The sequence below is a fragment of the Seonamhaeicola sp. ABD4_340 genome (assembly GCF_056312135.1).
In genome coordinates this window covers 992502-1019064 of the sequence record NZ_CM149981.1, presented here as the reverse complement: position 1 = coordinate 1019064, position 26563 = coordinate 992502, and the positions used below count along the sequence as shown (strand labels likewise).

The window sequence follows — 26563 nt, the reverse complement described above, 5'->3', positions numbered from 1 at the left end:
TTTGTAAACAAATAAAAACGCATTTTATCGATTAAAAACATCATTTAAACGTATAGATGTGCGTTTTGGTAACACAAAAGTCTAGTTTAACATCTGTTGGAAAGGTGTCTTCAATTTGAGCTTCAGCATCAAAAAAAGAGAGTCCAATTTTTATTGTTTCCGGTTTACATTTGGCTAAAAACGTATCATAAAACCCTTTTCCATAACCAACTCTATGGCCTTGTTCATCAAAAGCTAATAAAGGTATAAAAACTACATCAATGTTATTGGCATCAATTTCAATACCATCAACAGGCTCGGGTATGTTGTAATGGTTTTTTTTAATGGTTGTGCTATCAGTTAATAAAAAATGTGTCATTTCACCAGTATCAAAATGACTTTTTGGTACCACAATGTTTTTGTCTTTACCAGCTAAAATGCTTAAAATAAATTCGGTATTTATTTCTTTTTGTTCTTCAATAGGTAAAAAAATATGATAGAATTTATATTGCCAAATAGGTATTTTTATTGCATTATTAGCAATGGCAATGCTAAATGTTTCAATATCATTTTGTGATAAATTATTGCGAAGCGTTTTGTATTTTTTGCGTAGTTCAGCTTTTGTCATTTAATTTTGTACTTATATGAAAAAGCGCATCACCTTGATATACAATAGGCGATTCGTTTACATTAATTATATAACCGGTATTAGGTGCTTTTACAAAAAAATTAAGTTTACCATAAGGGTCTGTAATGTTACCTAATAGATCTCCTTTTTGAACTTTTGAATTTATTTTAGCACTGGCTTTAAACATACCCGAAAATTTGGCTCTAACCCATTTACTGTCTTTAATAAAAACACAGTCTTTTTTTGGGGTTGAAGCTTTAAAAGATACGTTTAACATACCCAAATGTTTCAATACACGTTTAGCGCCATTAACACCAGAGTTTGTAACTACATCGTCAATATGTACAGATTTGCCTCCTTCAAAAAGTAAAAGCGGTTTATTTAGTTTGAAACAAGTGTTTCTAAAGGATTTATTTAAGTTTTTTGAATACAAAACAAAGGGAGCGCCAAATATTTTAGCAAGTTGTTTAAGCTCATTTTCACCTTCAATAATTCTAATTTGGGGTGCATTAAATCTACCTGAACCACCTGTGTGAAAATCCATAATGTAATCTACATGCGGTATAATTTCAGTAACTAATTTATGAGCAACTCTGCTAGCTAATGAGCCTTTTGGGCTACCAGGAAACATACGGTTTAAGTCTCTGCCATCTGGAAATTCACGGGTTAAGTTTAAAAAGCCAAAAATGTTAATTACTGGTATGCAAATAATGGTGCCAATTTTAGGTTTGTTAATGCCTTTGGCAATAATTTGGCGTACAATTTCAATACCATTTACTTCATCACCGTGTATGCCTGCGGTAAATAATACTGTTGGGCCAACACGTTTTGAGCGTTCAATAATAATAGGAACATTTACAGGAGTACTGGTGTGTAAGTTGGCAACATCAAAATTTACTTCTTTACTTTCGCCTGGGGCAATGGTTTCATTTAAAATGGTAAGCGTTTTTTTTTCTAAAGTCATAAATCATCGTCATTTAAAAAACTTAATGTTTGTTGCGTTCAATATACGTAATAATGCTTTTTGCTATGTTTTTACCTGTAGCGGTTTCAATGCCTTCTAAACCGGGTGTAGAGTTTACTTCTAAAAGTAATGGCCCGCGTGCAGATTGTAAAATATCTACACCGCAAACAGGCAGTTTTAATGCACGGGCAGCATTCATGGCAACTTTAATCTCAGCCTCGTTAAGTTTTATAATTTCGGCGCTGCCGCCTCTGTGTAGGTTAGATCTAAATTCGCCTTCTTTACCTTGGCGTTTCATGGCGCCAACCACATGGCCATCAACAACCAGCGCTCTAATATCGGCGCCTTTTGCTTCAGCAATAAATTCTTGTACTAGTGCGCGTGCTTGCAAACCGTTAAAGGCTTCTAAAACAGATTCTGCGGCGTTTTTTGTTTCGGCTAAAACAACACCTAAACCTTGTGTGCCTTCTAATAATTTTATAATTACAGGAGTGCCACCAACGTGCGATAGCACTTTTTCAATATCGCGTGAGTAATTAGTAAAAACTGTTTTTGGCATGCCAATTCCTGCTTTTGATAGCCTTTGGAAACTACGTAGTTTGTCTCTAGATCTAATAATAGCATCTGAGGTTACAGAGGTAAACACATTCATCATTTCAAACTGGCGTACAACGGCACAACCAAAAAATGTAACAGATGCGCCAATTCTGGGTATAATAGCATCAACGTAATCTAAATACCTGTCTTTGTAAAAAATAGATGGTTTTTGTTTTTCAATTATTAAATCGCATTTAAGCGGATCAATAACTTCAATTTGGTGTCCGCGTTTTTCGCCTTCTTCAATAAGTCTTTCTGTAGAATAAAGGTTGGTGTTTCTAGACAGTATTACTATATTCATGGTGTTTTTGAGTTAAAAGAAACGTTTTCTAAATCTACATCAACTATAAATTTATGGCTTAAAAATTGCCTGCCTATTAAAACAGGAAATTTCATATCGTCTCTGGTGCTTAAAGTTAAGTTAATCTTATAAGTTTTACCAAAAAATATGACTTCAGATTTTACTTTGTATCTATTTTCTTTGTAGCCATTGCTACTTTTTACGTTAGTTAGTGAAAACGAATCAAAAATAATTTCGGTTTTACCAAAGTTTTGGTGTACATCGCTGTTAAAAATACACAGTAATGCGTTGTCTATTTCTATAATTTCAGAGCAATGAATTGCAGAAGTGTACGCGCCTGTATCTATCTTAACATCAATGTTGTAGAGTTCCAGTTTTGGGAAATCTATTTTGTCTATTCTTCCAATTGTTTTTTTATTCATTTGCTTTTTTAAAAAGAGGCGCAATGTAGTAAATAAGTTAATTCAAATTTTTAGTTTATTAAAATTTAACCATAAAATATTTAATAATTACCTTTGAGATAATGGAAGTGCCTGCTTTAGAAATACAATTACAAACACTGCCCAATCAACCGGGTGTTTATCAGTACTTTGATAAAGACGATACCATTATTTATGTAGGCAAAGCCAAAAATTTAAAAAAGCGCGTAAGTTCATATTTTACAAAAACTCATGATAGCGGCAAAACACGTGTGCTTGTTAAAAAAATTGCACGTATAAAACATATTGTTGTTGAAACCGAAACCGATGCCTTACTGTTAGAAAACAACTTAATTAAAAAGCATAAACCACGCTATAATGTGTTGTTGAAAGACGATAAATCTTACCCTTGGATTTGTATAAAAAACGAACGATTTCCACGTGTATTTTCAACAAGGCGTGTTTTTAAGGGTGGCGGCGAATATTTTGGGCCTTACACAAGTGGCAAAACCGTGCATACACTACTAGATTTAATAAAAGGATTGTACCCGTTACGCACATGTAATTATGATTTGGCCGAAACAAAAATTGAAGCAGGCAAATATAAAGTGTGTTTAGAGTATCACTTAAAAAACTGTAAAGGTGCTTGCGAAGGTTACGAAACTGAAGAAGCTTACAATGAAAACATAAAAGCCATTAGGCAAATTTTAAAAGGCAATTTTAAAGATTCATTACAACAATTTAAACAGCAAATGAAACAACTTGCTGAAGATATGTTGTTTGAAGAAGCTCAAAAAATAAAAGAAAAAATTGAAGTTTTAGAAAACTATCAAGCACGCTCAACTATTGTAAACCCTAACATTAGCAATGTTGATGTGTTTTCAATTATGAGTGATGAAACCTACGGTTATATTAATTTCTTGCAGTTATCCTATGGTTCAATAATTAGGTCTCATACATTAGAAATTAAAAAGAAGCTTGATGAAACTGATGAAGAATTACTAACCTTAGCAATTACCGAAATTAGGCAACGTTTTCATTCAAAATCAAAAGAAATTTACGTGCCTTTTAAAGTGCAATTAGGCGAAAATATAAAGGTTACAGTGCCAAAACTTGGTGATAAAAAGCATATTTTAGATTTATCACTACGCAATGCCAAGTATTACCGTATGGAGCGTTTTAAACAAGATAAAATTGTGGATCCAGATAGGCATGCAAACCGCATTATGGCACAAATGAAAGCCGATTTGCGTTTACATGAAGAACCACGGCATATTGAGTGTTTTGATAATTCAAACATACAAGGAACAAACCCCGTGGCGGCATGTGTGGTATTTAAAAACGGTAAACCAAGTAAAAAAGATTACAGACATTTTAATATAAAAACCGTTGAAGGGCCTGATGATTTTGCATCTATGGAAGAAGTGGTTTACAGGCGTTATAAACGTTTGTTAGATGAAGATAAACCTTTGCCGCAATTAATTATTATTGATGGCGGAAAGGGGCAGCTTTCTTCAGCATTAAAAAGCTTAGATGTTTTAGGGCTGCGTGGTAAAATTGCTATTATTGGCATTGCAAAACGTTTAGAGGAATTGTTTTATCCAAATGACCCAATTCCACTATATTTAGATAAAAAAAGCGAAACCTTAAAAATAATTCAGCAATTACGTAATGAAGCACACCGTTTTGGTATTGAGCATCATAGAAATAGGCGTAGTAAAAATGCGTTAAATACAGAGTTGGAAACCATTCCTGGTATTGGCGAAAAAACAGTTGTTGAGTTGTTAAAACATTTTAAATCGGCTAAACGTGTTTCTAACGCAAAGTTAGATGAGCTTGAAGTTGTTATAGGCAACTCAAGAGCTGAAAAAGTGTATAATTACTATCATGAAAAGAAATAATTAAAAATTGTCATTACAATAAGGCAAATAAAATGTTACTCACTTGAAAAGAACACTAGCCATATCATTCGTATTTATAATCGCTTTTATTTCCGCGAAAGCGCAAACAGATACACTAAAATCTAAAAAACCTAAAATAGGTTTAGTGCTAAGTGGTGGTGGTGCAAAAGGTTTGGCTCACATAGGTGTGTTAAAGGTTATTGATAGCCTTGGAGTAGAAATAGATTATGTAGCAGGTACAAGTATGGGTGCTATTATTGGCTCTTTGTACGCGGCAGGTTATTCGGGTAAACAGCTTGATTCTATTTTTGTTGAAGCAGATTTTGATAAAATTATTACCGATGATTTACCAAGAGCATCTAAAGATTTTTTTGAACGTAATAATGATGAACGATACGCCATAAAATTACCTTTTAACGATTTTAAACTCAAACTACCATCGGCGCTTTCAAGAGGTCAAAACGCCTATAACTTATTGCTAAAGTTGCATTTGCATACCAATGAAATTGAAGATTTCACCAAACTGCCAGTGCCGTTTTTTTGTATTGCAACCAATATGGAAACAGGTAAGCAAATACAGTTAGAAACCGGAAATCTTACCCAAAGTGTTATGGCAAGTGGCGCGTTACCAACCTTGTTTCAGCCAGTAGCTTTAAATGAGAATCTTTTAATTGATGGCGGTGTGGTTAATAACTATCCAATTGATGAGTTAAGAGCAAAAGGAATGGATGTTATTATTGGTGTTGATGTGCAAGATGGTTTAATGGATAGAACTCAATTAATATCTGCACCAGATGTGTTGCTGCAAATAAACAACTTTCGTACCATTAAAGACATGGAGGTTAAAAGTAAAAAAACCAATATTTATATAAAACCAGATATTAAAGATTACAGCGTAGTTTCTTTTGATGCAGGTAAAGAAATTATTGCCAGAGGGCAAACAGCTGGCAATAAAAAAGTAAATGAACTAAAAGCTTTGGGTAATTTAAAATCTAATCAATATTCAAAAGCAAAAATAACACCTCATGCTAAAGACAGTATTTTTATAAATAATATAAAAATTGACGGCCTAAACAATTACACCCGTGCGTATGTAAAGGGAAAATTAAAAATTAAAAGTTTTGAGAAAATTAGCTATAAAAGATTAACAAATGGTATAAATAATATTATAGCTACCAATAATTTTGATGCTTTTGAATATCAATTAAAAACCTCAAAAAACAAAAAAGGTTATGATTTTTTTGCCAACGTAAAAGAAACCAAAAACACCACATTTTTAAAGTTTGGTGTGCATTATGACAATTTATACAAAAGTGGGGCGCTTTTAAACGTTACAAAAAAACGGTTACTTTTTAATAATGATATAGCGGTTTTTGATCTTGTTTTAGGTGATAACATTAGGTATAAATTTGACTATTTAATTGATAAAGGTTTTTATTGGAGTATAGGTTTGCGGTCTAGTTTTAACCATTTTAACAAAAATATTTCAGCTTCATTGTTATTAAATGATACTGAAATTGATGCTATGGGCTTAAATAAAATAGGTGTAGACTTACAAGACCAAACCAATCAATTTTACTTACAAACACTTTTTAGAAAAGACTTTGCTTTAAGTGTTGGTGCAGAACATAAACGATTAGAAATAACTTCTGAAAACATTGCAACCAACAATGTAGATGAAGAGTTTGTTTTTGAAAATACCGATTATTTTAGCTTATACAGTAATTTAAAACTAGACACATATGATGATAAATACTTCCCTAAAAACGGGGTGTATTTTAACGGCGATTTGCACTGGTATTTATACGCATCACATTTTAATAAAACATTTGACGCTTTTAGTATTGCAAAAGCAGATATTGGCTATGCTTTTAGTATAACCGATAAATTGGCTGTTAATTTAAAATCTGGAGGCGGCTTTAAATTAGGCGATAAAACTACCCAAACGCTAGATTTTGCCTTGGGTGGTTACGGCAATAATTTAATTAACAATTTTGTGCCGTTTTTAGGGTATGATTTTATTTCTTTAACAGGAAATAGTTACGTAAAAGCTTACGCAGGTTTAGATTATAATTGGCTAAAAAAGCACCACATAACTTTAGAGGCTAATTGGGCAAATATTGAAGATGATATTTTTGATACAGGCGAGTGGTTTACACTACCAGATTACCGTGGTTATGCTCTAGGTTATGCTATTGATACGTTTGTTGGTCCAATACAAGTTAAGTACAGTTACTCGCCAGAGCAAACCAAAGGTTTTTGGTATTTCACGCTCGGTTTTTGGTTTTAACTAATTATTATGAAAAAAATATCGATATTTTTTACGATATTTGTAATTGTATGATACTTTATTTTGAAGATTTATTACAATTTCTACACTATCTTATCAAGAGAAATCCTGAATAAGCACACTTTTTTGTATATTTAAAGGTAACTGAAAATTAAATATTTACAGTTAACCAACAAGCGCTAATTTTTTCACATTTTAAAAATTAAAGTATGCCTTTTTATCATAAATTAGGAAGCATTCCGCATAAACGTCACATACAATTTAAAAAACCAGATGGCAGTTTATATTATGAGCAGCTTTTTGGTACTATTGGTTTTGATGGTATGTCAACCAATAGTTATCATGAGCAACGCCCAACACAAGTAAAAGCAATAAAAAAACAATACAGTGTAACACCTAAAATAGCTTTAAAAAACAATATAAAATCATACCGTTTTAAAGGTTTTCAAGTAACGCCTGAAAACGATTTTTTAGAAAGCCGTAAAACCGTATTAATTAATTCAGATTGTGCTATCGTGTTAGCAGCACCAAAACAATCTACCAAAAATTATTTCTACAAAAATACCGATGCAGATGAGCTTATTTTTGTGCACAAAGGCACCGGTAAATTACGCACTATGCTGGGTAATTTAAATTTTAAGTACGGCGATTATTTGCTAATTCCACGCGGAGTAATTTATAAAATAGATTTTGATACCGAAGATAACAGACTTTTCATTGTAGAATCTCATCGCCCCATTTACACACCCAAACGTTACCGCAATTGGTTTGGGCAACTCCTAGAACATGCGCCATTTTGTGAGCGCGATATACGCAGGCCACAAGAGCTTGAAACCTACAACGAAAACGGAGATTTCACAATAAAAGTAAAAAAGCAAGGTGATATTATAGAAATGGTTTACGCATCGCACCCATTTGATGTTGTTGGGTATGATGGTTACAACTATCCGTACGCCTTTTCAATTCATGATTTTGAACCTATAACAGGCCGCATTCATCAACCGCCACCAGTGCATCAAACCTTTGAAACAGATGCCTTTGTGGTGTGTAGTTTTGTACCGCGTTTGTATGACTATCATCCGCTGTCAATTCCAGCACCATACAACCATAGCAACATAGATTCTGATGAGGTGTTGTATTATGTTGATGGCGATTTTATGAGTAGAAATGATGTAGAAGCCGGCCATATTTCACTGCATCCGGCAGGTATTCCGCATGGGCCACACCCAGGCGCCACAGAGCGCAGTATAGGTAAACAAAAAACCGAAGAATTAGCCGTTATGGTTGATACGTTTAAACCTTTAATGGTAACAGAAGAAGCCATGAAAATTGCCGATGAAAGCTACCATAAATCATGGTTAGAGTAAAATTATTAGAAGCTATTTCCCGCTATCCGCTGTATCTTTTTCTCGTGCCTCAAAAAAGGATGCCGCTACTATCGGGGCTAAAAACAAATCAACAAAAAACAGATAAATAATTATGAGTAAACATATAGAATCAGTAAACTACGGTTTAGAAAAAATATTTGATGGCGCACAAGATTTTTTGCCACTTTTAGGTACAGATTATGTTGAGCTTTACGTAGGTAATGCAAAACAAGCAGCGCATTATTACAAAACAGCATTTGGTTTTCAATCTTTTGCCTACAAAGGTTTAGAAACCGGTAGTAAAGACACGGTGTCTTATGTGTTAAAACAAGATAAAATTCGTTTAGTTTTAACCACACCACTAAATTCTAAAAACACAATAAATGAGCATATTGTAAAACATGGCGATGGTGTGAAAGTAATAGCGCTTTGGGTAGAAGATGCCAGAAAAGCTTATGAAGAAACAACTAGCAGAGGCGCAAAATCATACATTGAGCCTTATGTAGAAACAGACGAACATGGAGAGGTTGTAAAAGCAGGTATTTACACCTATGGCGAAACCGTGCATATGTTTGTTGAGCGTAAAAATTACAACGGTGTATTTATGCCAGGGTTTGTAGCCTGGGAGTCTAATTATAAACCAGAACCGTTGGGTTTAAAATACGTAGACCACATGGTTGGTAACGTAGGTTGGGGCCAAATGAATACCTGGGTTAAATGGTATGAAGATGTTATGGGGTTTGAAAACTTTTTATCATTTGATGATAAACAAATACACACAGAATATTCGGCACTCATGAGTAAAGTTATGAGTAATGGTAACGGACGTATAAAATTTCCAATTAACGAGCCTGCCGAAGGAAAAAAACGTTCTCAAATTGAAGAATACCTAGATTTCTATGAAAGCGCAGGTGTGCAACACATAGCCGTGGCTACAGATGATATTATTAAAACCATAAAAGGTATGCGTGCAAGAGGTGTTGAGTTTTTATCAACACCACCCGATGCGTATTATGAAGCTGTACCAGAGCGTTTGCTAACACACAACCATGAGTTACGAGAAGATATTGAAACCTTAAAAAGTTTAGGAATCATGATTGATGCTGATGAAGAAGGTTACTTACTTCAAATTTTTACAAAACCAGTACAAGATAGGCCAACCTTGTTTTTCGAAATTATTCAGCGCATGGGCGCACGTGGTTTTGGTGCAGGAAACTTTAAAGCACTCTTTGAGTCTATTGAAAGAGAGCAAGCAAAACGCGGTACTTTGTAAATTTTTCAAAATAAATACCTTAAAAAGCGCCTTCAAAAAATATATTGAAGGCGCTTTTTATGTAACAAATTATCGTTAAGAACTTCTTACATAAAACAAGCTGTATTGTTTTTTTTATATTTTTGGAATAGTAATTGTAATTTCAGTAGATATAACAATAAAAAATGCTTTAAAAAGTTAATAACATAACCCCACAGTCATCATGAAAAAAATACTACTTATTATAATTACAATATGCAGTTTGCAAATGGTAAAGGCGCAAGAATCGTCATTTGGTGATGGCGAGTGGTTTAAATTTAGAATGAGTTATAGTAATTTTTTAAAAGCAGGTAACGCCACACTTACTGTAATAGATACTAAGCTAGATAACAAAGATGTTTACCATGTTGTTGGTAAAGGCTGGACAACCGGCATGATAAAATGGTTTTTTAAGGTAAAAGATAGATATGAAAGCTATTTTGATAAAAAAACATTACTACCCTACAAGTTTGTTAGAAATATTGATGAAGGTGGCTATACCAAAGATATTGAAATAGACTTTGACCAAGTAAACCATAAAGCACACGTAAACGATAAAAAACACAGTAAAAAATATGTTTTAGATACCAGACCAAACATACAAGATATGGTATCAACATTTTATTACTTAAGAAATAATTTAAAAACAGATACCTTAAAAATAGGTGATGAGGTTAGGGTTGATATGTTTTTTGATAAAGAAAACTATGGTTTTAAATTAAAGTATTTAGGCGAAGAAATTATAGATACAGATTTTGGAGAGGTTGAATCTCTAAAATTTAGGCCCTATGTTATGGCAGGTCGTGTGTTTAAAGAGGAAGAAAGTTTAACACTTTGGGTTTCAAAAGACAAAAATAAAGTACCTTTGCGTATAAAAGCAGATTTGGCTGTAGGATCATTAAGAGCAGATTTAGATGCTTTTAAGGGTTTAAAGCATCCCTTCAATATAGTAGTAAAAAATTAATGGGTTCAGAAAAAAATATTACCAACCAACTTAATGAAAAATATAAGGCTATAGACCAAGATTTAGATGATCATTTAGAAGGTCTATTACACAGCAAACCTATTACTTACTGGGATTATATACATACCGATGCGCTTTTAAATTTACAACTGCCACGTACTAATTTTCCTGATGAAATGGTATTTATAATGTACCATCAAATCACCGAGTTGCTCTTTAAAATGATACTTACTGAAATTGAGCAAGTAGCAAAAAGCAACCAAATAACCGAAGCTGTTTTTACTGATAAAATAATGCGCATTAGCCGTTATTTTGATGTGCTTACATCATCATTTAGCATTATGAAAGATGGCATGAGCATAGAACAGTACAACCAATTTAGGCAAACATTAATTCCGGCAAGTGGTTTTCAAAGTGCTCAATACCGTAAAATAGAGTTTGCTTCAACAGAAATTATTAATCTTATTGATAAAAGATTTAGAGCAGATTTTGATACAGAAACATCTTATGAAAATGCTTTTGAATACTTATACTGGCAAGCTGCAGGTAAAGATTATAAAACAGGAAAAAAAACCTATACTTTAACAGTTTTTGAAGAACAATATAAAGAAGAGTTTCTTAGATTTAGCAAATTTTACAAAACAAACAATCTTTGGTCTAAATTTAAAAGTTTACCCCAAAATTCTCAGCAAAATAAAGCACTAGTAGAGGCAATGCGTCATTATGATTTTACGGTTAATGTAAAATGGGTAATGGCACATTACAATACCGCAAGTCACTATTTAAACATAGGAGGCAAAACAGCCGAAGCTACAGGCGGTAGTGAGTGGGTAAAATACATGCATCCAAAGTATCAAAAAAGAATATTTTTTCCAGAATTATGGACAACAAAAGAAATAGAAGCGTGGGGAACAAATATTTAACATCATTATGTTTATTATTACTCATTTTAAATGCTTGCAAAAATGAGCCAAAAGAAGTTACAAAAGAAGATATTGCCGAGGTTGAAGAAGTACAATATGTTTACGAATTTGGCTTTAAACTAGACGATTACATTGTAAAAAGAGATACCATAAAACGAGGCGATACATTTGGTGTTATTCTAGAACGTAACAATATTGGATATCCTAAAATTTTTCACATTGCCGAAAAAGCAAAAGACACTTTTGATATTAGAAAACTGCAAGTAGGAAAACCCTATACCATTTTATGCTCAAAAGACTCATTGGAGTTGCCAGAATCTTTTATATACCAACCCAATAAAGAAGAATATGTTGTTATAAATTTTAAAGATTCTATTCATGCATTTACAAGCCGTAAGCCCATAAAATATATTGAAAAAACAGTAACCGGTGTTATAAACAGCAGTATTTCTGAAACTTTAGATGAAAAAGGTGTTAGCGCCGTATTAACTAATAAACTGGCCGATAATATTTATGCATGGACCATAGATTTTAGAAGGCTTCAAAAAGGCGATAGGTTTAAAGTTATTTATACCGATAAATATATTGATGATACTATTTACGGCGGAATACACGATGTAAAAGCGGCTTTTTTTGAGCATAACAAAGAGCCTTTTTACGCCTTTCAATTTGAAACAGATTCTGTTAAAGGTATTATAGATTATTTTAATGAAGACGCTAAAAACTTACGTCGCGCATTTTTAAAAGCACCAGTTAAGTTTAGCAGAATATCATCACGCTATAATTTAAGACGAAGAATTGCCGTATATGGCTTTAAAGTGCGCCCACACAAAGGTACAGACTTTGCTGCGCCAATAGGCACGCCCATTATGGCAACTGCAAATGGTACAGTAACAAAATCTGAACGTAGAGGCGGAAACGGAAATTACGTTAAAATACGCCACAACGCCACTTTTGAAACCCAATATTTACATATGAAAAAACGTAATGTAAAAGTAGGGCAGTTTGTAAAACAAGGCGATGTTATTGGTTGGGTTGGCATGACGGGTAATACTGGTGGACCACACGTGTGTTACCGTTTTTGGGTAAATGGCAGACAAGTTGATCCGTTTAAGCAAAAATTACCCGAAGCTAAACCAATATCAGATTCTTTAAAAACAAAATATTTAGAGTTTATAAAACCAATTAAGGCGCAGTTAGATAGTATACATTTTGAAAACCAAGCGTCTCAAGAAAATTTGAACCAAAACCAAAATTTAATTACACAGAATTATTAACACATGGCACTACCAACAGTTAACCCAACCCAAACCCAAGCCTGGAAAAAGCTTCAAGACCATTTTAATAAAGTAGAAAATTTACATATGAAAGATTTATTTGCTCAAGATGCAAACAGAGCAGATAGATTTACCATTAAATGGCAAGACTTTTATGTAGATGTTTCAAAAAACAGAATTACAGAAGAAACATTTAAACTATTATTAGAATTAGCCGATGATGTAAAACTAAAGGAAGCAATACAAAGTCAGTTTTCAGGAGAAAAAATTAACAAAACCGAAGGAAGAGCGGTGTTACATACTGCTTTAAGAGCTCCAAAAACAGCCATTGTAAATGTTGATGGTGTTAATGTAATACCCGAAGTTTATAAGGTTAGAGAAAAAATAGAAGCTTTTACCAATGAGGTGGTAAGTGGTTCAAAAAAAGGGTATACAGGTAAAGCATTCACACATGTTGTAAATATTGGTATTGGCGGATCAGATTTAGGGCCAGCCATGGTTGTAGATTCACTTCAGTATTATAAAAACCATTTAACAACCTATTTTGTAAGTAATGTTGATGGTGATCATGTAAACGAAGTAATTAAAAAATTAAACCCTGAAACTACGTTATTTGTAATAGTTTCAAAAACGTTTACCACACAAGAAACCTTATCAAACGCTAACACCATAAAAGAATGGTTTTTACAATCGGCATCACAAGATGATATAGCAAAACACTTTGTAGCAGTATCAACAAATTTAGAAGCGGTTAAAAGTTTTGGTATAGCTTCAGAAAATATTTTCCCAATGTGGGATTGGGTTGGTGGACGTTTTTCACTATGGAGCGCCGTTGGGCTTTCAATAAGTTTAGCTGTTGGTTATAACAATTACGCTAGTTTATTAGAAGGAGCTCATGAAATGGATGAGCATTTTAAAAATGAAGATTTTGCATCAAACATTCCGGTGGTTTTAGGTTTAATAAGTATTTGGTATAATAACTTTTTTAAAGCTGAAAGTGAAGCTGTAATTGCATATTCGCAGTATTTAAACCAGTTTGCTACCTATTTGCAACAAGGCATTATGGAAAGTAATGGAAAAAGTGTTGATAGAAATGGTAATTTTATAGATTACCAAACAGGTACATTAATTTGGGGAGAACCTGGTACAAACTCGCAACACGCGTTTTTTCAGCTAATTCACCAAGGAACCAAGCTAATACCTGCCGATTTTATTGGGTTTGTAAAATCATTACATGGTAATCAAGATCATCAAGATAAATTAATATCAAACTTTTTAGCACAAACCGAAGCTTTACTTAATGGTAAAACAAAAGAACAAGTAATAGAAGAAGGAACTTCAGAAACTATTTTACCATTCAAAATATTTGAAGGAAATAAACCAACTAACTCAATTTTTGTAGAAAAATTAACACCTAAAAGTCTTGGGAAACTAATAGCCATGTACGAACACAAGATTTTTGTACAAGGTATTATTTGGAATATTTTTAGCTACGATCAGTTTGGAGTTGAACTTGGAAAACAGCTGGCAACAAAAATTTTACATGAATTTAACAATTTAGCAACAAACAATCATGATTCTTCAACTGTTAATTTACTTACATATTACAAAAATATGAAGTAAAAAAATACATTCTCATAATATTTACTTAAAAAAAGGTGCTAATTTTAATAGGTTAGTGCCTTTTTAGCTATAAAACTGTTATAGTTTTCTTAATATTTTCTTAATATTAAAACCTTACTCAAGGAGTAATTTTGCAAGACTAATTAAAAAAATTAATCTTTTTAAAAATTATGAGAAGAATTACTCAAAATTTAATAGTTGCTGTAGCACTTTTAGTGTCTGCTGTAGCTATGGCACAAAGTACCATTAGTGGTACTATTTTGGAAGCGGGAAGTAACATTCCGTTACCAGGAGCAAATGTTGTTGAAAAAGGTACTACAAACGGTGTAGTAACAGATTTTGATGGAAATTTTACTATCAACACAAAATCTAGCTCAGGTGAATTAGTAATTTCGTTTGTTGGTTACAATTCTAAAACTGTTCCTTTTTCTACAGGAACCAATTTGGGTTCAATTACTTTATCGGCTAGTCAAGTAGGTTTAGAAGAAGTGCAAATTATTGCATCGGTAGCTGTTGATAGAAAAACACCTGTAGCGGTTTCAACAGTAAAATCAGCCGATATTGAGCTTAAATTAGGAACACAAGAGTTTCCTGAAATTTTAAATTCTACACCAGGAGTTTATGTAACAAAAACAGGTGGTGGTTACGGTGATGCTAGCGTTAGAATTAGAGGTTTTCAATCTGAAAACGTAGCTGTAATGATTAACGGTATTCCTGTTAATGACATGGAAAATGGCGCTGTTTACTGGTCTAACTGGGCAGGTTTAGCAGATGTTACTTCAACAATGCAAGTACAAAGAGGTTTAGGAGCATCAAAAGTAGCTGTGCCTTCTATAGGTGGTACTATTAACGTTATTACAAAAACTACTGATGTTGAAGCTGGAGGAGATGTTTTTACATCAATTGCAAATGATGGTTATAAAAAGTTTGGTGCTACGTATTCTACTGGTTTAAATGATAAAGGTTTTGCAGCAACAATATCTGCAGCTAAAACCGAAGGCGATGGTTATGTAGACGGAACTGAGTTTACAGGTGTTTCGTACTTCCTTAATCTTTCAAAAGAAATTAATGATTATCATAAATTAGCTTTTACAGTTTTTGGTGCAAAACAACGTCACGGACAAAGACAAAACAGACAATTAATTTCAACTTACCGAAATTCAGAAAGAGGAAGAAAATTTAACGCAGATTGGGGTTATAAAAATGGGCAAGTTACGCACCAAGAAGATAACTTTTATAATAAACCACAAATGTCTTTAAATCACTACTGGGATTTAAATGATAACACAAGTATTTCTACCGTAGCATATGCCTCTTTTGGTACTGGTGGTGGTGGTGGTACTGCTGGTGATGCAACAAAATTCACTTTTGACTCAAATGGATTTAGTGAATATAGAGATGGTTTATATGGCCCAATAAATTTTGATAAAATAGTTGAAGAAAATATTGCCGCTGGAGATAGTGGTTCAGAAACTATTTTAAGAGCTTCTCGTAATGATCATAACTGGTACGGTATATTATCTACATTAAAAACTAATTTAACCGATGATTTAGTGTTATTAGCAGGCTTAGATTACAGAAACTATAAAGGGGAACACTTCCAAGAAGTTACAGATTTATTAGGAGGTCAATATCATTTAGATGATAGTAACGTTAACAACCCTAATGCAATAACTAGAGTAGGAGATAAAAGAAGTTATTATAATGATGGTTTAGTAGGTTGGATAGGTGCATTTGGCCAATTAGAATATGATGTAAACGAAAAATTAAATACATATTTATCGTTAGCAGTTTCAAACACATCATATAAAAGAGTTGACTACTTTAATTACTTAGATAGTGACCCATTACAAGAAACAGACCGTTACAACTTTATAGGCTTCAGCACAAAAGGTGGCGCTAACTACAGAATTGACAATAACCATAATGTATTTGCTAACATAGGTTATTTTGAAAGAGCTGCAGATTTTGATGCGGTATTTCAAAACTTTGATAATGAGCATATTAATGAGAATGCTGAAAATCAAAAAATTGTTAGTTTTGAGTTAGGTTACGGTTACCGTAGCGAAAAAATATCTGGTAACTTAAACTTATACAGAACTACTTGGAAAGATAGAACTGAAACAGTTAGTTTCCAACAACCTGATGGTACAAACGCTTTTGCTAATATTTTGGGTGTTAACGCAATTCACCAAGGTATTGAGTTAGATTTTATTTATAAAGCTACAGACAAGTTAAAAATAAACGGTATGTTATCTTTAGGTGACTGGAGATGGGATAGCAACGTTACAGATGTAGATATTCTTAATGAAGACCAAGAAGTAGTTGAAACTGTAAACTTATTTATTGAAGATTTACACGTAGGTGATGCTGCTCAAACAACATTGGCATTAGGAGCTAATTACAGCATTAACGCTAAAACAAAATTAATTGTAGATTATACTTACTTTGGTGACATTTATGCAGAATTTGATCCAAGTGGTAGAAATGAACCAGGACCAGATGCTTACAAATTACCAAATTATGGGTTGTTTGATGCAATTGTAACACATACATTTGATTTTGGACCATTTGAAACTACTTTAACAGGTAGAATGAACAACGTACTAGATACTGAGTACTTTACTGATGCTTTTGATGGTACAGACGATACTGTAGTTGGTTACTACGGTTTTGGTAGAACTTTTAGTATTGGAGCAAAATTTAATTTTTAAAAAAAACTGAAAATGAAAAAAATAGTTTATTATTTAGCAATCTTAGGAGCCATCTTCACAGGGTGTAATCCTATGGATGACATATATGACAAAATGGATTCTAAACCTATTTTAGGTAAAGATTTCATCCAAGGCGCACAAATGTATACATTCACATCTGATGATTATGAAACTTACGAAGGTCAGTTAGATTCTGTTGAGTACTTCATGAATCAAGATTTAGCTGATGTTGTTATTCCTGATTTCTTAGCAGATAAATTTCCAGTTTTTGGAGAAGGTTCTTTAGTAAATGTTACCTACAACTTATTTGATGAAACCGTACCTGTAGCTATGACTGCTTCAGAAACATTATCTTCTTTAAGTAATATAAATGCTTATTTAGATTCTGAATTTGAAACCGCAACAAACGGAACATTTGTAGAATTAACACACAATGCTGCTTTATTAGCATATACACTATCTGATGAAGATATTGTAACTATAGCTAACAGATTAAGTTCTAAATACCCAGAACCGGCAAGTAGTGCTTCAAGATTTGAAAACTTTGAAAGAAGATCATCAAGCAATAGTTATTGGTCTGATGATATGATTGTAGAAGGTTTAAACCTTTTATTAGGTGAAGATTATAATGCAGGCCAAGTAATTGCTATGTCATTTGCAATTTATGATGGAGGTACTAACTTTTCAGAAACATTTGTAGTACAACATAATGGTTATGGCTTCATAAAATTAGATGTTGAAGCAAGTGCTTCTTCAGCTACAGAGTATACTTTATCAGATTCTGATTATGATGATATTGAAGCAGCATTAGCAGCAGATTACCCTGGTCCAGCTGCAAACGCAGGTAGATTTGGTAGTTTTGATGTAAGATCAAGTAGTGCTAATTATTGGAGTAATGATATGCTTATTGAAGCATTTAATGTTGTTTTACCAGCAGCTACCGAAGGAGATTTGTATGCGGTAACGTATGCCATTTATGATGGCTCAGTAGGTACAGCTACTCAAACGTTAAAATACGAATCTGGTGCATATGTATCTGGTGAAACTGTTATAGAAATAACATCTACAGTTGCAAAAAATAACGGAGATTGGGAGTTTCCTTATATGTTTACAAGAGCAGATTATGACGCTTTCGGTTTCAGATTTCCTAACTTCAGCAGTAGCAACATATATATCCTAGATATCTTTTTAGAAGATTTATTTCCATTTGCTCAAGCAGGTGATGTAGCCATGGTACAATATGCATTTTATAACGGAGATGCTACTGTTACAAAATATGGCCATAGTAATTTTGATGGTGATAAATGGAAGTTAACTCCAGACATTATTGAAACATCGTTCCAATATGGTTTTGAAGACGGTGTTTGGGTACCAGACAATACCATAGCTTACATGTTTTTAAGTGCCGATGTAGCTTTAGTTGAATCTACTTTTATTGATGTATATCCTGGACCAGCAGATAACGTTGGTTTCTTTGGTAGCTTTGACAGACGTAGTGGTAGTAGTAATTACTGGACAGATGAAATGCTATTAGAAGCGTTTAATGTTGTTTTAGATAAAATAAACCCTAGCGCTGAAGAAGGTCAAAAATATGCCGTAACAATTGTAACATATACTGGTTCAACAGTAAATGAAACATTATATGTTGTTAAAGAAGGTGGTGTTTGGGTATACCAAGAGTAAATTAAAAATAACCATAATAAAAAAACCTCTCAACACCGAGAGGTTTTTTTATCTATAATTAAGTTTTATGAAATATACATATATATGTTTAGCTTTAATGCTATTTGCCTGTGGTAGCAGTGATGATGGGGCAACCGTAGAGCCACCAATAGCAAATAATGACTCCATAAGTACTTTAGAAAACACAGCAGTAACAATTAGTGTTTTAGATAATGATACACTTAAAAATAATGCTTCTTTAGATAGTTTTGATAATAGGTCTGTAAATAATGGTACTGTTGTTGAAGCTTCAAATAAATTAATATACACACCAGCAGCAAATTTTATAGGCACAGATACCTTTACCTATACTATTTGTGATGGTTTAAGTACACGTAATTGTGCAACAGCTACAGTAACTGTTACTGTAACAGACTTAGGAGATCCTGTAGCTGTAAATGATGCTATACAAGTTACTGAAAATACATCAATAGATATTACTACACTTTTAGATAATGATACCTTGGCAGATGGTGCTACTTTAACATCTGTTGATGATAGTTTAACTAACGGAACAATAGTTTTAAATACTAACGGAACAGTTACTTATACAGCTGCAAATGGTTTTTCAGGAGATGATACTTTCACATACACCATTTGTGATAATGATCCAACGCCAACATGTTCAACTGCAACTGTAACTGTGTCTGTTGAAGATGAAGGTAGCCCTGTTGCGGTTAATGACGAAATTTCAGTATTAAGTAATCAAGAAAGTTCAATCACTAGCATTTTAAATAATGATGATTTAACTGATGATGCTGTTATTTCATCAATAAATAATGCAGCTACTCAAGGTAATATTGTGTTAAATAATGACGGCACAATAACCTATACTCCACAAACAAATTTTACAGGGCAAGACACTTTTATATATACCATTTGTGATGATGATACCCCAACAGCAACTTGCTCTACAGCAACTGTAACAATAAATGTTGTAGCTTCTGTAGCTTTTAATATTCCGTCAAACCTTCAAGATTATTATAAAGATGTACTTTTTGTACAAGACACCAATATTATGTTTGATGAGTTAGAAGAAGTTACACAAACTAAACATACTACCTTTTTATCATATGGGCAGCGTCATAATTATTTATATAATGCCGATGAAGATTTATCTAACGTTGATAACGTAATTTTAATGTATTCTGGTGAAAGCAGGTATTGGGAAGAATATGCATCACCAACCAACCCGCATACACCACAAACATTCAACACAGAACACATTTATCCTCAATCGCTATTTGAAGGTGGTGAAGGTGGTGATGCTAAAGACGAAATTGTTAGAGCAGATTTACATCATTTAAGGGTTTGTGATGAAAATGTAAATAGCCAAAGAAGTAACTACCCATACAGAGATGGTAGCGGTGGTTATTTGTTAACAAACCAAGAATGGTTTCCAGGAGATGAATGGAAAGGTGATGTAGCACGTATGATACTTTATTTAAATGTACGTTATGGCGAAACGTTTAACAAAGTAGGTTCATTAGAATTGTTTTTAAAATGGAATATAGAAGATCCTGTTTCTGCTTTTGAAATGCAACGTAATGAGGTTATTTATGCAGCGCAAGGTAACCGTAACCCATTTATTGATAATCCGTATTTAGCAACCCTTATTTGGGGTGGTAATGACGCCCAAAACACATGGCAATAAAATTATTTTTGTAATTAAACCGCTTCTTTTAAAGAAGCGGTTTTTTTATGAATTAAAATCACTATTTTTGATGCTAAATTAAATGCTAATAAATCATGTATAATACCGTACTTAATTTACATTCATATTGGGCCTTTTTGGTAATAGTTGTTTTAGTAATTGCCGTTGTTAACGCTTTAATAAAATCGGCAGGCGCTAAAGAGTACAGTGCAAAAGATTTTAGAATATCATTATTCACTTTAATAGTGTCACATATTCAACTATTAATAGGTATAGTTTTATACTTTGTATCTCCAAGGTTTCAACTTTGGGGTGAATTAGGTGGAGGTGTTATGGGTAATAGTTTAGCCAGATTATATTTAGTTGAGCATCCGTTTGTAAATATTATTGCTGTTGCTTTAATAACTATTGGCTATTCTAAACACAAAAAGAAACTAACCTCTAAAGGGAAACTTAAAACAATAGCCATTTTTTATACCATAGCTTTAGTGTTGTTATTGTCTAGAATTCCTTGGGGTACTTGGTTTTAATACTACTCTTTTATTTCTTTAATTAAATAAATATATACTGGAAAGTGGTCACTATAACCATTGGTAAAACCCGCTTTAGTAAAACTTCTGTAAGGGTAACCTTTATAAGCGCCTGTACTATTTATTAAGTACTGTGCATTAAAAATGCTGGCTTTGTATAATTTTAAACCTTTAGTGTTTGTGTCAATTAGTGGTTTTGTAACCATTATTTGGTCAAATAAACTCCAAACATCGCGGTAGGCAACGGTGCCTAAACCATTTTTGTAAATTGATGTAAACGGATTGTAAATACCTTTTAACTCCACATCATCCTTCTTTTCTTTGGCATTTAAAATCTTTTTAACACTGTTGTTTGTAGGGTTGTCATTTAAATCGCCCATAATAAAAATTTTGGCGTAGGGGTCTTCAGTTTGTAAAGAATCAATAATACGTTTATTCAATTTAGCAGCTGCAATACGTTTGGGATTACTACGAGCTTGTCCGCCACGTCTTGATGGCCAATGGTTAACAATAACATGAATTAATTCATTTTCTAACAAACCACTAACTAAAAGTTGATCTCTTGTTTGCACGCGTTCACGTGTTTTATCATCATAAATTTTAAGCTCAAATGTTTTTGAATTTAAAGGTTTAAATACGCTTTTTTGGTACAGTAAACCAACATCAATACCACGTGCATCGGGGGCATCATAATGTATAATACCATAATCATTTTTAATTAAAGCAGTATTATTTATTACATCTTCAATAACTTGCCTGTTTTCAACTTCGCATATACCTATAATACTTGGTGTGTTTTGTGTTTTTTGGCTCCCAATATCAGCTAAAACCTTCGCCATATTATTTACTTTTTGTTTGTAAATAGTGTCTCTGTTACCTTTAATTTCCATTATTGGGCTATATTCATCAAGCTTAGTTGGGTCGTTTATTGTATCAAATAAATTTTCAAGATTATAAAAAGCAATGGTGTGAATTTTATAGTTTTTTTCTTGGGCTTCAACTATATTAATTAAAGTGAAAGCTAAAAGTAAGGTGTAAAGTTTTATTAATGTCATTGGTCTATAATATAGATATAAAAGTAGTAAACAAAAGCTAAGCCAAAGTTAATAGTTTAAACTAAAAGCTTTTAATTTTGTTTTTAATAAGAAATGGTTTACTTTAACACATGTAAATTGTTTACTTTTAATGAATAAAGTCTTACTACTTTGCTGCTTTTTTATCCATGCTTTTTGTGCGTCTCAAAACACATTAGTAAATGGTAGTGTAAAAGAAACCTTTACGTTTAAGCCCGTTGAAGGCGTTTTAGTAACTATTGAAAACACAAACCTTAAAACATTAACTAATACGCTTGGAGTTTTTGAATTCACACAAAACTTACCTTTAGGTGAACAAGTACTTACGGTTTCAAAAACAGGTTATTTACCAAAGCGCTTCCCAATTGTAATAAATGAAGGTGAGAAAGTTAATATTTTTGATATAACTTTAGATAGAGATACTTCGGAAATTGAAGATTTATTCACCATAACACTTTCTGATGATGAGTTGAATGATGACACTAGTGGAGCCGATAATATTTCAGGACTTTTAGCCTCATCATTAGATGTTTTTCAACGTACAGCTGCGTTTGAATTTAGTGCTTCTTTTTTTCGCGTTCGCGGATTAGATTCTAATAACGGTACCGTATTGATTAATGGTATAGAAATGAATAAAGCCTTTAACGGCAGGCCACAATGGAGTAATTGGGGTGGCATTAATGATGTATTACGTAACCAAGAATTAGCTTTAGGTTTAGCACCTTCAAACTATACTTTTGGTGGTGCAATGGGTAGCACAAATATAAATATTAGGCCAAGTGAAGCAAGACCTGGCGGAAGATTAACGTATTCATCATCAAACCGAAGCTATACCAACAGGCTTATGGCAACGTATGCTACAGGCTTACTTAAAAACAATTGGGCATACACAATTTCTGTTGGAAGGCGTTGGGGTAATGAAGGTTATCAAAATGCAACAAGCTACAATGCTAATTCTTTTTTTGCGGCTGTTGAAAAGAAATTAAACAGTAAGCACAGTTTAAATTTTGCAGCAATTTATACACCTAACAGGCGCGGAAAATCTTCACCAAACACACAAGAAGTATATAATTTAAAAGACATAAAATATAATGAATATTGGGGCTGGCAAGATGGTGAAAAACGAAATTCTAGAATTAAAGAAGTTAATGAGCCAATTGTAATGCTTAATCATTACTGGAGTTTAAACAATAAAACTACTATAAACACAAATGTTGCTTACCAATTTGGTAAACTTGGTAACAGTAGATTAGATTATAATGGTACCGATTTAATTGATAATTTCCCAATGGGTGGTGGTGCAAATCCAAGTGCAACATATTACCAAAAATTGCCTAGTTATTTTGAAAGTAATTTTCCTAATGATTTACAATTTGCTTACACTGCTTTAAAGGCTTTTCAAAATGATGGGCAGATAGATTGGAATGCCATGTATCAAGCCAATATAAATAATACAACCAATGGCGGTAATGCTATTTATGCGTTGTATGAAGATAGAGTTGATGACACGCAGTTTTCAATAAATTCAATTTTAAATAACACATTAAATGATAATATAGTTTTAAACGCATCTGTGGGATATCAAAGTTTAAAATCTGAAAATTTTGCCGAAGTTTTAGATCTTTTAGGCGCTAAAACCTATTTAGATGTTGATGGGTTTGCTACCGAAATTAATGAAGCCCAAAACAATTTACTAACCCCAAATAGATTGGTTGGTAAAGGAGATGTTTTTAAATACCATTACAACATTTTAGCACAAACAATTAGTGGTTTTGCTCAGGCACAATTCAACTATAATAAGCTAGATTTTTATGTGGCAGCGCATATTAAACAAACCCAATACCAAAGAGAAGGTATTTATCAAAATGGAGGTTTTCCAAATAACTCATTAGGTAAAGGCGAGCGTTTATATTTTACAGGTTTGGGAGCAAAATTTGGTGGTACTTACAAAATATCTGGCAAGCATTTATTTAATGCAAATACAGGCTATATTTCTAGAGCGCCAACGGTGCAAAATACATTTTCAAATGCGCGTGAAAACCATAATGTTGTTCCAAATATTTCAGAAGAAAAAATAATAACCGCCAGTGCTAGTTACATTTACAGATCACCTGTTATTAATGCAAAAGCCACAGGATATTATACAAAAATAACTGATGCTAGTGAAATTTCATTCTTTTTTGCCGATGGTATTGGAGGTGATAATGCCGTATTTGTTCAAGAAATTTTGCAAGGCATAGAAAAACAACATTTGGGTGTAGAGTTGGGTGTAGATGCACAAATTACTTCTACCATTAAATTAAAAGGTGTTGCCGCTTTGGGGCAATTTACATACGCTAATAATCCTAATTTATTTTTGTCTACAGAACCTGATGCTGATGCTGAAAACGCAGGTTTTGTAAACGGTTTTAAAAGTTTTGGGCAATCAAAACTTAAAAATTATAAACTAGCAACTGGTCCGCAAACAGCATGTTCAATAGGTTTTGAATATAGAGACCCAGAATTTTGGTGGTTTGGTGCAACTGCAAACTTTTTTGATAATACTTATGTAGATGTGAGCCCGCTAACACGTTCTTCAAATTTTAATACAGATTTTGATGGTAATGTGTTTAATGATTACAGTGAAGAATTAGCCCAAGAATTACTAAGGCAAGAACGTTTTGATAATTATATGGTTGTGAATTTAGTGGGCGGAAAATCATGGAAAATAGATAAATACTACGTGGGTTTTTTTGCTAGTGTAAATAACCTTTTAGATGCCATTTATAAAACAGGAGGTTTTGAACAAGGGCGTAATGCCAATTACCGAGAGTTAAGGGACGATAAAGCATTGCAAACACCAGTTTTTGCACCAAAATACTGGTACGGAAGAGGCACTACGTATTTTTTAAATTTGAATTTAAGGTTTTAAAACATGAAAAAAACAGTAACATTTTTAATAGCAACAGGCATTTTGTTTTGTGCATGTGTGAAAGATGAAGATTACGGTATTCCTGATGTTTCAATTACAGAACCTGAAATTTCACAAAATAAAATAACCACATTTAAAGCCATAAAAAGTTTATATGAACAAGCGGTAAATGGCGGTAATACAACCGTTTTAATTAGAGATGATGTGTATATTGAAGGCTACGTGGTATCAACAGATAAAGCAGGTAATTTTTTTAAAGAACTCATAATTCAAAATAAAACTAATGCTGATAATCCAGATGATAACCCAAGACTTGGTTTTAAAATAGATATTAATAAAAGTAACTTGTCAGACACCTATCAATTTGGACAAAAAGTATATGTAAAACTTCAAAACTTAACAATTGGAAATAACAATGGTGTAATTACTATAGGGCAAGGAGATGGCGTAAACGTTAAACAAATTCAAGCTTCAGAATATAAAAATATTGTACTTAGAAGTAACACCATAGCCAATATTGAACCTAAAGAAGTAGCTTTAGAAAATTTAACCGAAGCTGATGAAAACACACTAATTAAATTAAATAATATGCAGCTCAATAGGTTTGAATTGGGCGCTACATTTGCCAGTGAGTCTTTTGATGAGTTTGATGGTTTGCGTTTGCTAGAAAGTTGTGAATCTGGCATACAAATGCTAATGCAAACAAGCACGTTTTCAGATTTTAAATCGTTGTTAGTGCCACAAGGAAGCGGCAGTATTACGGGTGTTTTTAGTAGAGATTTTGGAGACGATTTTAACGTTGTTTTACCATTAACTTCTGAAAGTGTAAATTTTGAAAACACTGAACGTTGTGACCCAAGTGAGCAATCTTGCGGTGTTGCCGATGCTTTTGGAAATACTAATTTATTTTTTGAAGATTTTGAAGCACAACGAAATAACCGACTTATTGAGGGCAACGGCTGGACTAATTTTATTGAAGCAGGTTCAGAGGGTTGGGAAGCATGGTCATCTACATCAACCAATGCTTCTTTGGGGCGTTCAGCTAGATTTCAGTCGGCTAGTTCGGGTGATATTAAAAATATTGGTTGGCTTATAACACCGGCTATAAATTTAGATGCTCAAGATGGCGAAACACTTCGTTTTAAAACATCAAACAGTAGAGCCGATAGTAGCTTTATGGAAGTTTTAATTTCAAATAATTGGGATGGTGTACAAGAAAACATTACAGCAGCTACGTGGCACGTTTTAACCAATGCTTATGTGGTGAAAGATACCGATGCTTTTGTTGAATGGTTTCCTTCTGGTAATGTAGATTTGTCATGTTTGTCGGGTACGGTTTACATTGCTTTTAAATATACCGGCGGCGGACAAGAAAGTTTTGATGGTGTTTATGAATTAGATGATGTTAGTATTGATTATGTACAATGAAAAGTTT

Annotated in this window: 19 protein-coding genes; 14 read left to right on the top strand and 5 right to left on the bottom strand. The window is 33.1% G+C overall.

The annotated features are described in order from the left end of the window. Positions 1-40: 40 nt before the first annotated feature. From ACYX4H_RS04505 to ACYX4H_RS04490, 4 genes are read right to left on the bottom strand one after another with little or no spacing between them, the layout of a single operon-like run. Complete coding sequence (locus tag ACYX4H_RS04505; protein WP_476238012.1) at positions 41-607, bottom strand: 5-formyltetrahydrofolate cyclo-ligase; 567 nt, start codon at positions 605-607, stop codon at positions 41-43. Then, positions 594-1571 carry a succinylglutamate desuccinylase/aspartoacylase family protein gene (locus ACYX4H_RS04500; protein ID WP_476238011.1) on the bottom strand — a complete coding sequence of 326 codons (978 nt, stop codon included), beginning with the start codon at positions 1569-1571 and terminating at the stop codon, positions 594-596. Before ACYX4H_RS04500 ends, ACYX4H_RS04505 begins: the two co-directional genes overlap by 14 nt. Positions 1572-1593: 22 nt before the next feature. After that, the gene (gene rimK / locus ACYX4H_RS04495) at positions 1594-2469 is read right to left on the bottom strand and encodes a 30S ribosomal protein S6--L-glutamate ligase (RefSeq protein WP_475296922.1); all 876 of its coding nucleotides are present in this window, start codon (positions 2467-2469) and stop codon (positions 1594-1596) included. Next, entirely contained in the window at positions 2466-2891 is a 426-nt protein-coding gene (locus ACYX4H_RS04490) for an ATP-dependent zinc protease family protein (RefSeq protein WP_475296921.1), read from the bottom strand. Before ACYX4H_RS04490 ends, rimK begins: the two co-directional genes overlap by 4 nt. Positions 2892-2992: 101 nt before the next feature. Between ACYX4H_RS04490 and uvrC the strand changes: the two genes are divergently transcribed. The 12 genes from uvrC to ACYX4H_RS04430 all read left to right on the top strand — a co-directional run bounded on the left by uvrC (position 2993) and on the right by ACYX4H_RS04430 (position 21144). Further along, complete coding sequence (gene uvrC / locus ACYX4H_RS04485; RefSeq protein WP_476238010.1) at positions 2993-4789, top strand: excinuclease ABC subunit UvrC; 1797 nt, start codon at positions 2993-2995, stop codon at positions 4787-4789. 43 nt (positions 4790-4832) lie between these two features. Continuing rightward, complete coding sequence (locus tag ACYX4H_RS04480; RefSeq protein WP_476238009.1) at positions 4833-7079, top strand: patatin-like phospholipase family protein; 2247 nt, start codon at positions 4833-4835, stop codon at positions 7077-7079. Positions 7080-7288: 209 nt separating this feature from the next. After that, positions 7289-8446, top strand: a complete 1158-nt coding sequence (locus ACYX4H_RS04475) for a homogentisate 1,2-dioxygenase (RefSeq protein WP_475296919.1) — start codon at positions 7289-7291, stop codon at positions 8444-8446. Between the two features lie 112 nt (positions 8447-8558). Beyond that, entirely contained in the window at positions 8559-9719 is a 1161-nt protein-coding gene (gene hppD / locus ACYX4H_RS04470) for a 4-hydroxyphenylpyruvate dioxygenase (RefSeq protein ID WP_476238008.1), read from the top strand. A 202-nt stretch (positions 9720-9921) separates the two neighbouring features. Further along, positions 9922-10701 (top strand): DUF3108 domain-containing protein, encoded by a 780-nt coding sequence (locus ACYX4H_RS04465; protein WP_476238007.1) that lies wholly within the window; start codon positions 9922-9924, stop codon positions 10699-10701. Further along, on the top strand, positions 10701-11624 hold the full coding sequence (locus ACYX4H_RS04460) for a tryptophan 2,3-dioxygenase family protein (protein WP_476238006.1): 924 nt from the start codon (positions 10701-10703) through the stop codon (positions 11622-11624). Before ACYX4H_RS04465 ends, ACYX4H_RS04460 begins: the two co-directional genes overlap by 1 nt. Further along, a complete protein-coding gene (locus ACYX4H_RS04455) occupies positions 11582-12901 on the top strand; it encodes a peptidoglycan DD-metalloendopeptidase family protein (protein ID WP_476238005.1) in 1320 nt (439 codons plus the stop codon). The genes ACYX4H_RS04460 and ACYX4H_RS04455 overlap by 43 nt, the downstream gene beginning before the upstream one ends. 3 nt (positions 12902-12904) lie before the next feature. Next, positions 12905-14524 carry a glucose-6-phosphate isomerase gene (gene pgi / locus ACYX4H_RS04450; protein ID WP_476238004.1) on the top strand — a complete coding sequence of 540 codons (1620 nt, stop codon included), beginning with the start codon at positions 12905-12907 and terminating at the stop codon, positions 14522-14524. 170 nt (positions 14525-14694) lie between these two features. Next, the gene (locus tag ACYX4H_RS04445) at positions 14695-17238 is read left to right on the top strand and encodes a TonB-dependent receptor (protein ID WP_476238003.1); all 2544 of its coding nucleotides are present in this window, start codon (positions 14695-14697) and stop codon (positions 17236-17238) included. Positions 17239-17250: 12 nt separating this feature from the next. Then, a complete protein-coding gene (locus ACYX4H_RS04440; RefSeq protein ID WP_476238002.1) occupies positions 17251-18921 on the top strand; it encodes a hypothetical protein in 1671 nt (556 codons plus the stop codon). 67 nt (positions 18922-18988) lie between these two features. After that, positions 18989-20614: an Ig-like domain-containing protein gene (locus ACYX4H_RS04435; RefSeq protein ID WP_476238001.1), complete on the top strand. Its 1626-nt coding sequence runs from the start codon at positions 18989-18991 to the stop codon at positions 20612-20614. Positions 20615-20709: 95 nt separating this feature from the next. After that, on the top strand, positions 20710-21144 hold the full coding sequence (locus tag ACYX4H_RS04430; RefSeq protein ID WP_476238000.1) for a hypothetical protein: 435 nt from the start codon (positions 20710-20712) through the stop codon (positions 21142-21144). Between the two features lie 2 nt (positions 21145-21146). On the opposite strand, the gene ACYX4H_RS04425 is transcribed toward ACYX4H_RS04430, so the two are convergent. Further along, positions 21147-22199, bottom strand: coding sequence for an endonuclease/exonuclease/phosphatase family protein (locus tag ACYX4H_RS04425; protein WP_476237999.1), 1053 nt, complete (start codon positions 22197-22199; stop codon positions 21147-21149). A 130-nt stretch (positions 22200-22329) separates the two neighbouring features. Here ACYX4H_RS04425 and ACYX4H_RS04420 point away from each other — a divergent pair, with 130 nt between their 5' ends. Then, a complete protein-coding gene (locus ACYX4H_RS04420; RefSeq protein WP_476237998.1) occupies positions 22330-25128 on the top strand; it encodes a carboxypeptidase regulatory-like domain-containing protein in 2799 nt (932 codons plus the stop codon). A gap of 3 nt (positions 25129-25131) precedes the next feature. After that, positions 25132-26556, top strand: coding sequence for a DUF5689 domain-containing protein (locus ACYX4H_RS04415; protein ID WP_476237997.1), 1425 nt, complete (start codon positions 25132-25134; stop codon positions 26554-26556). The last annotated feature ends 7 nt before the right edge of the window (positions 26557-26563 follow it).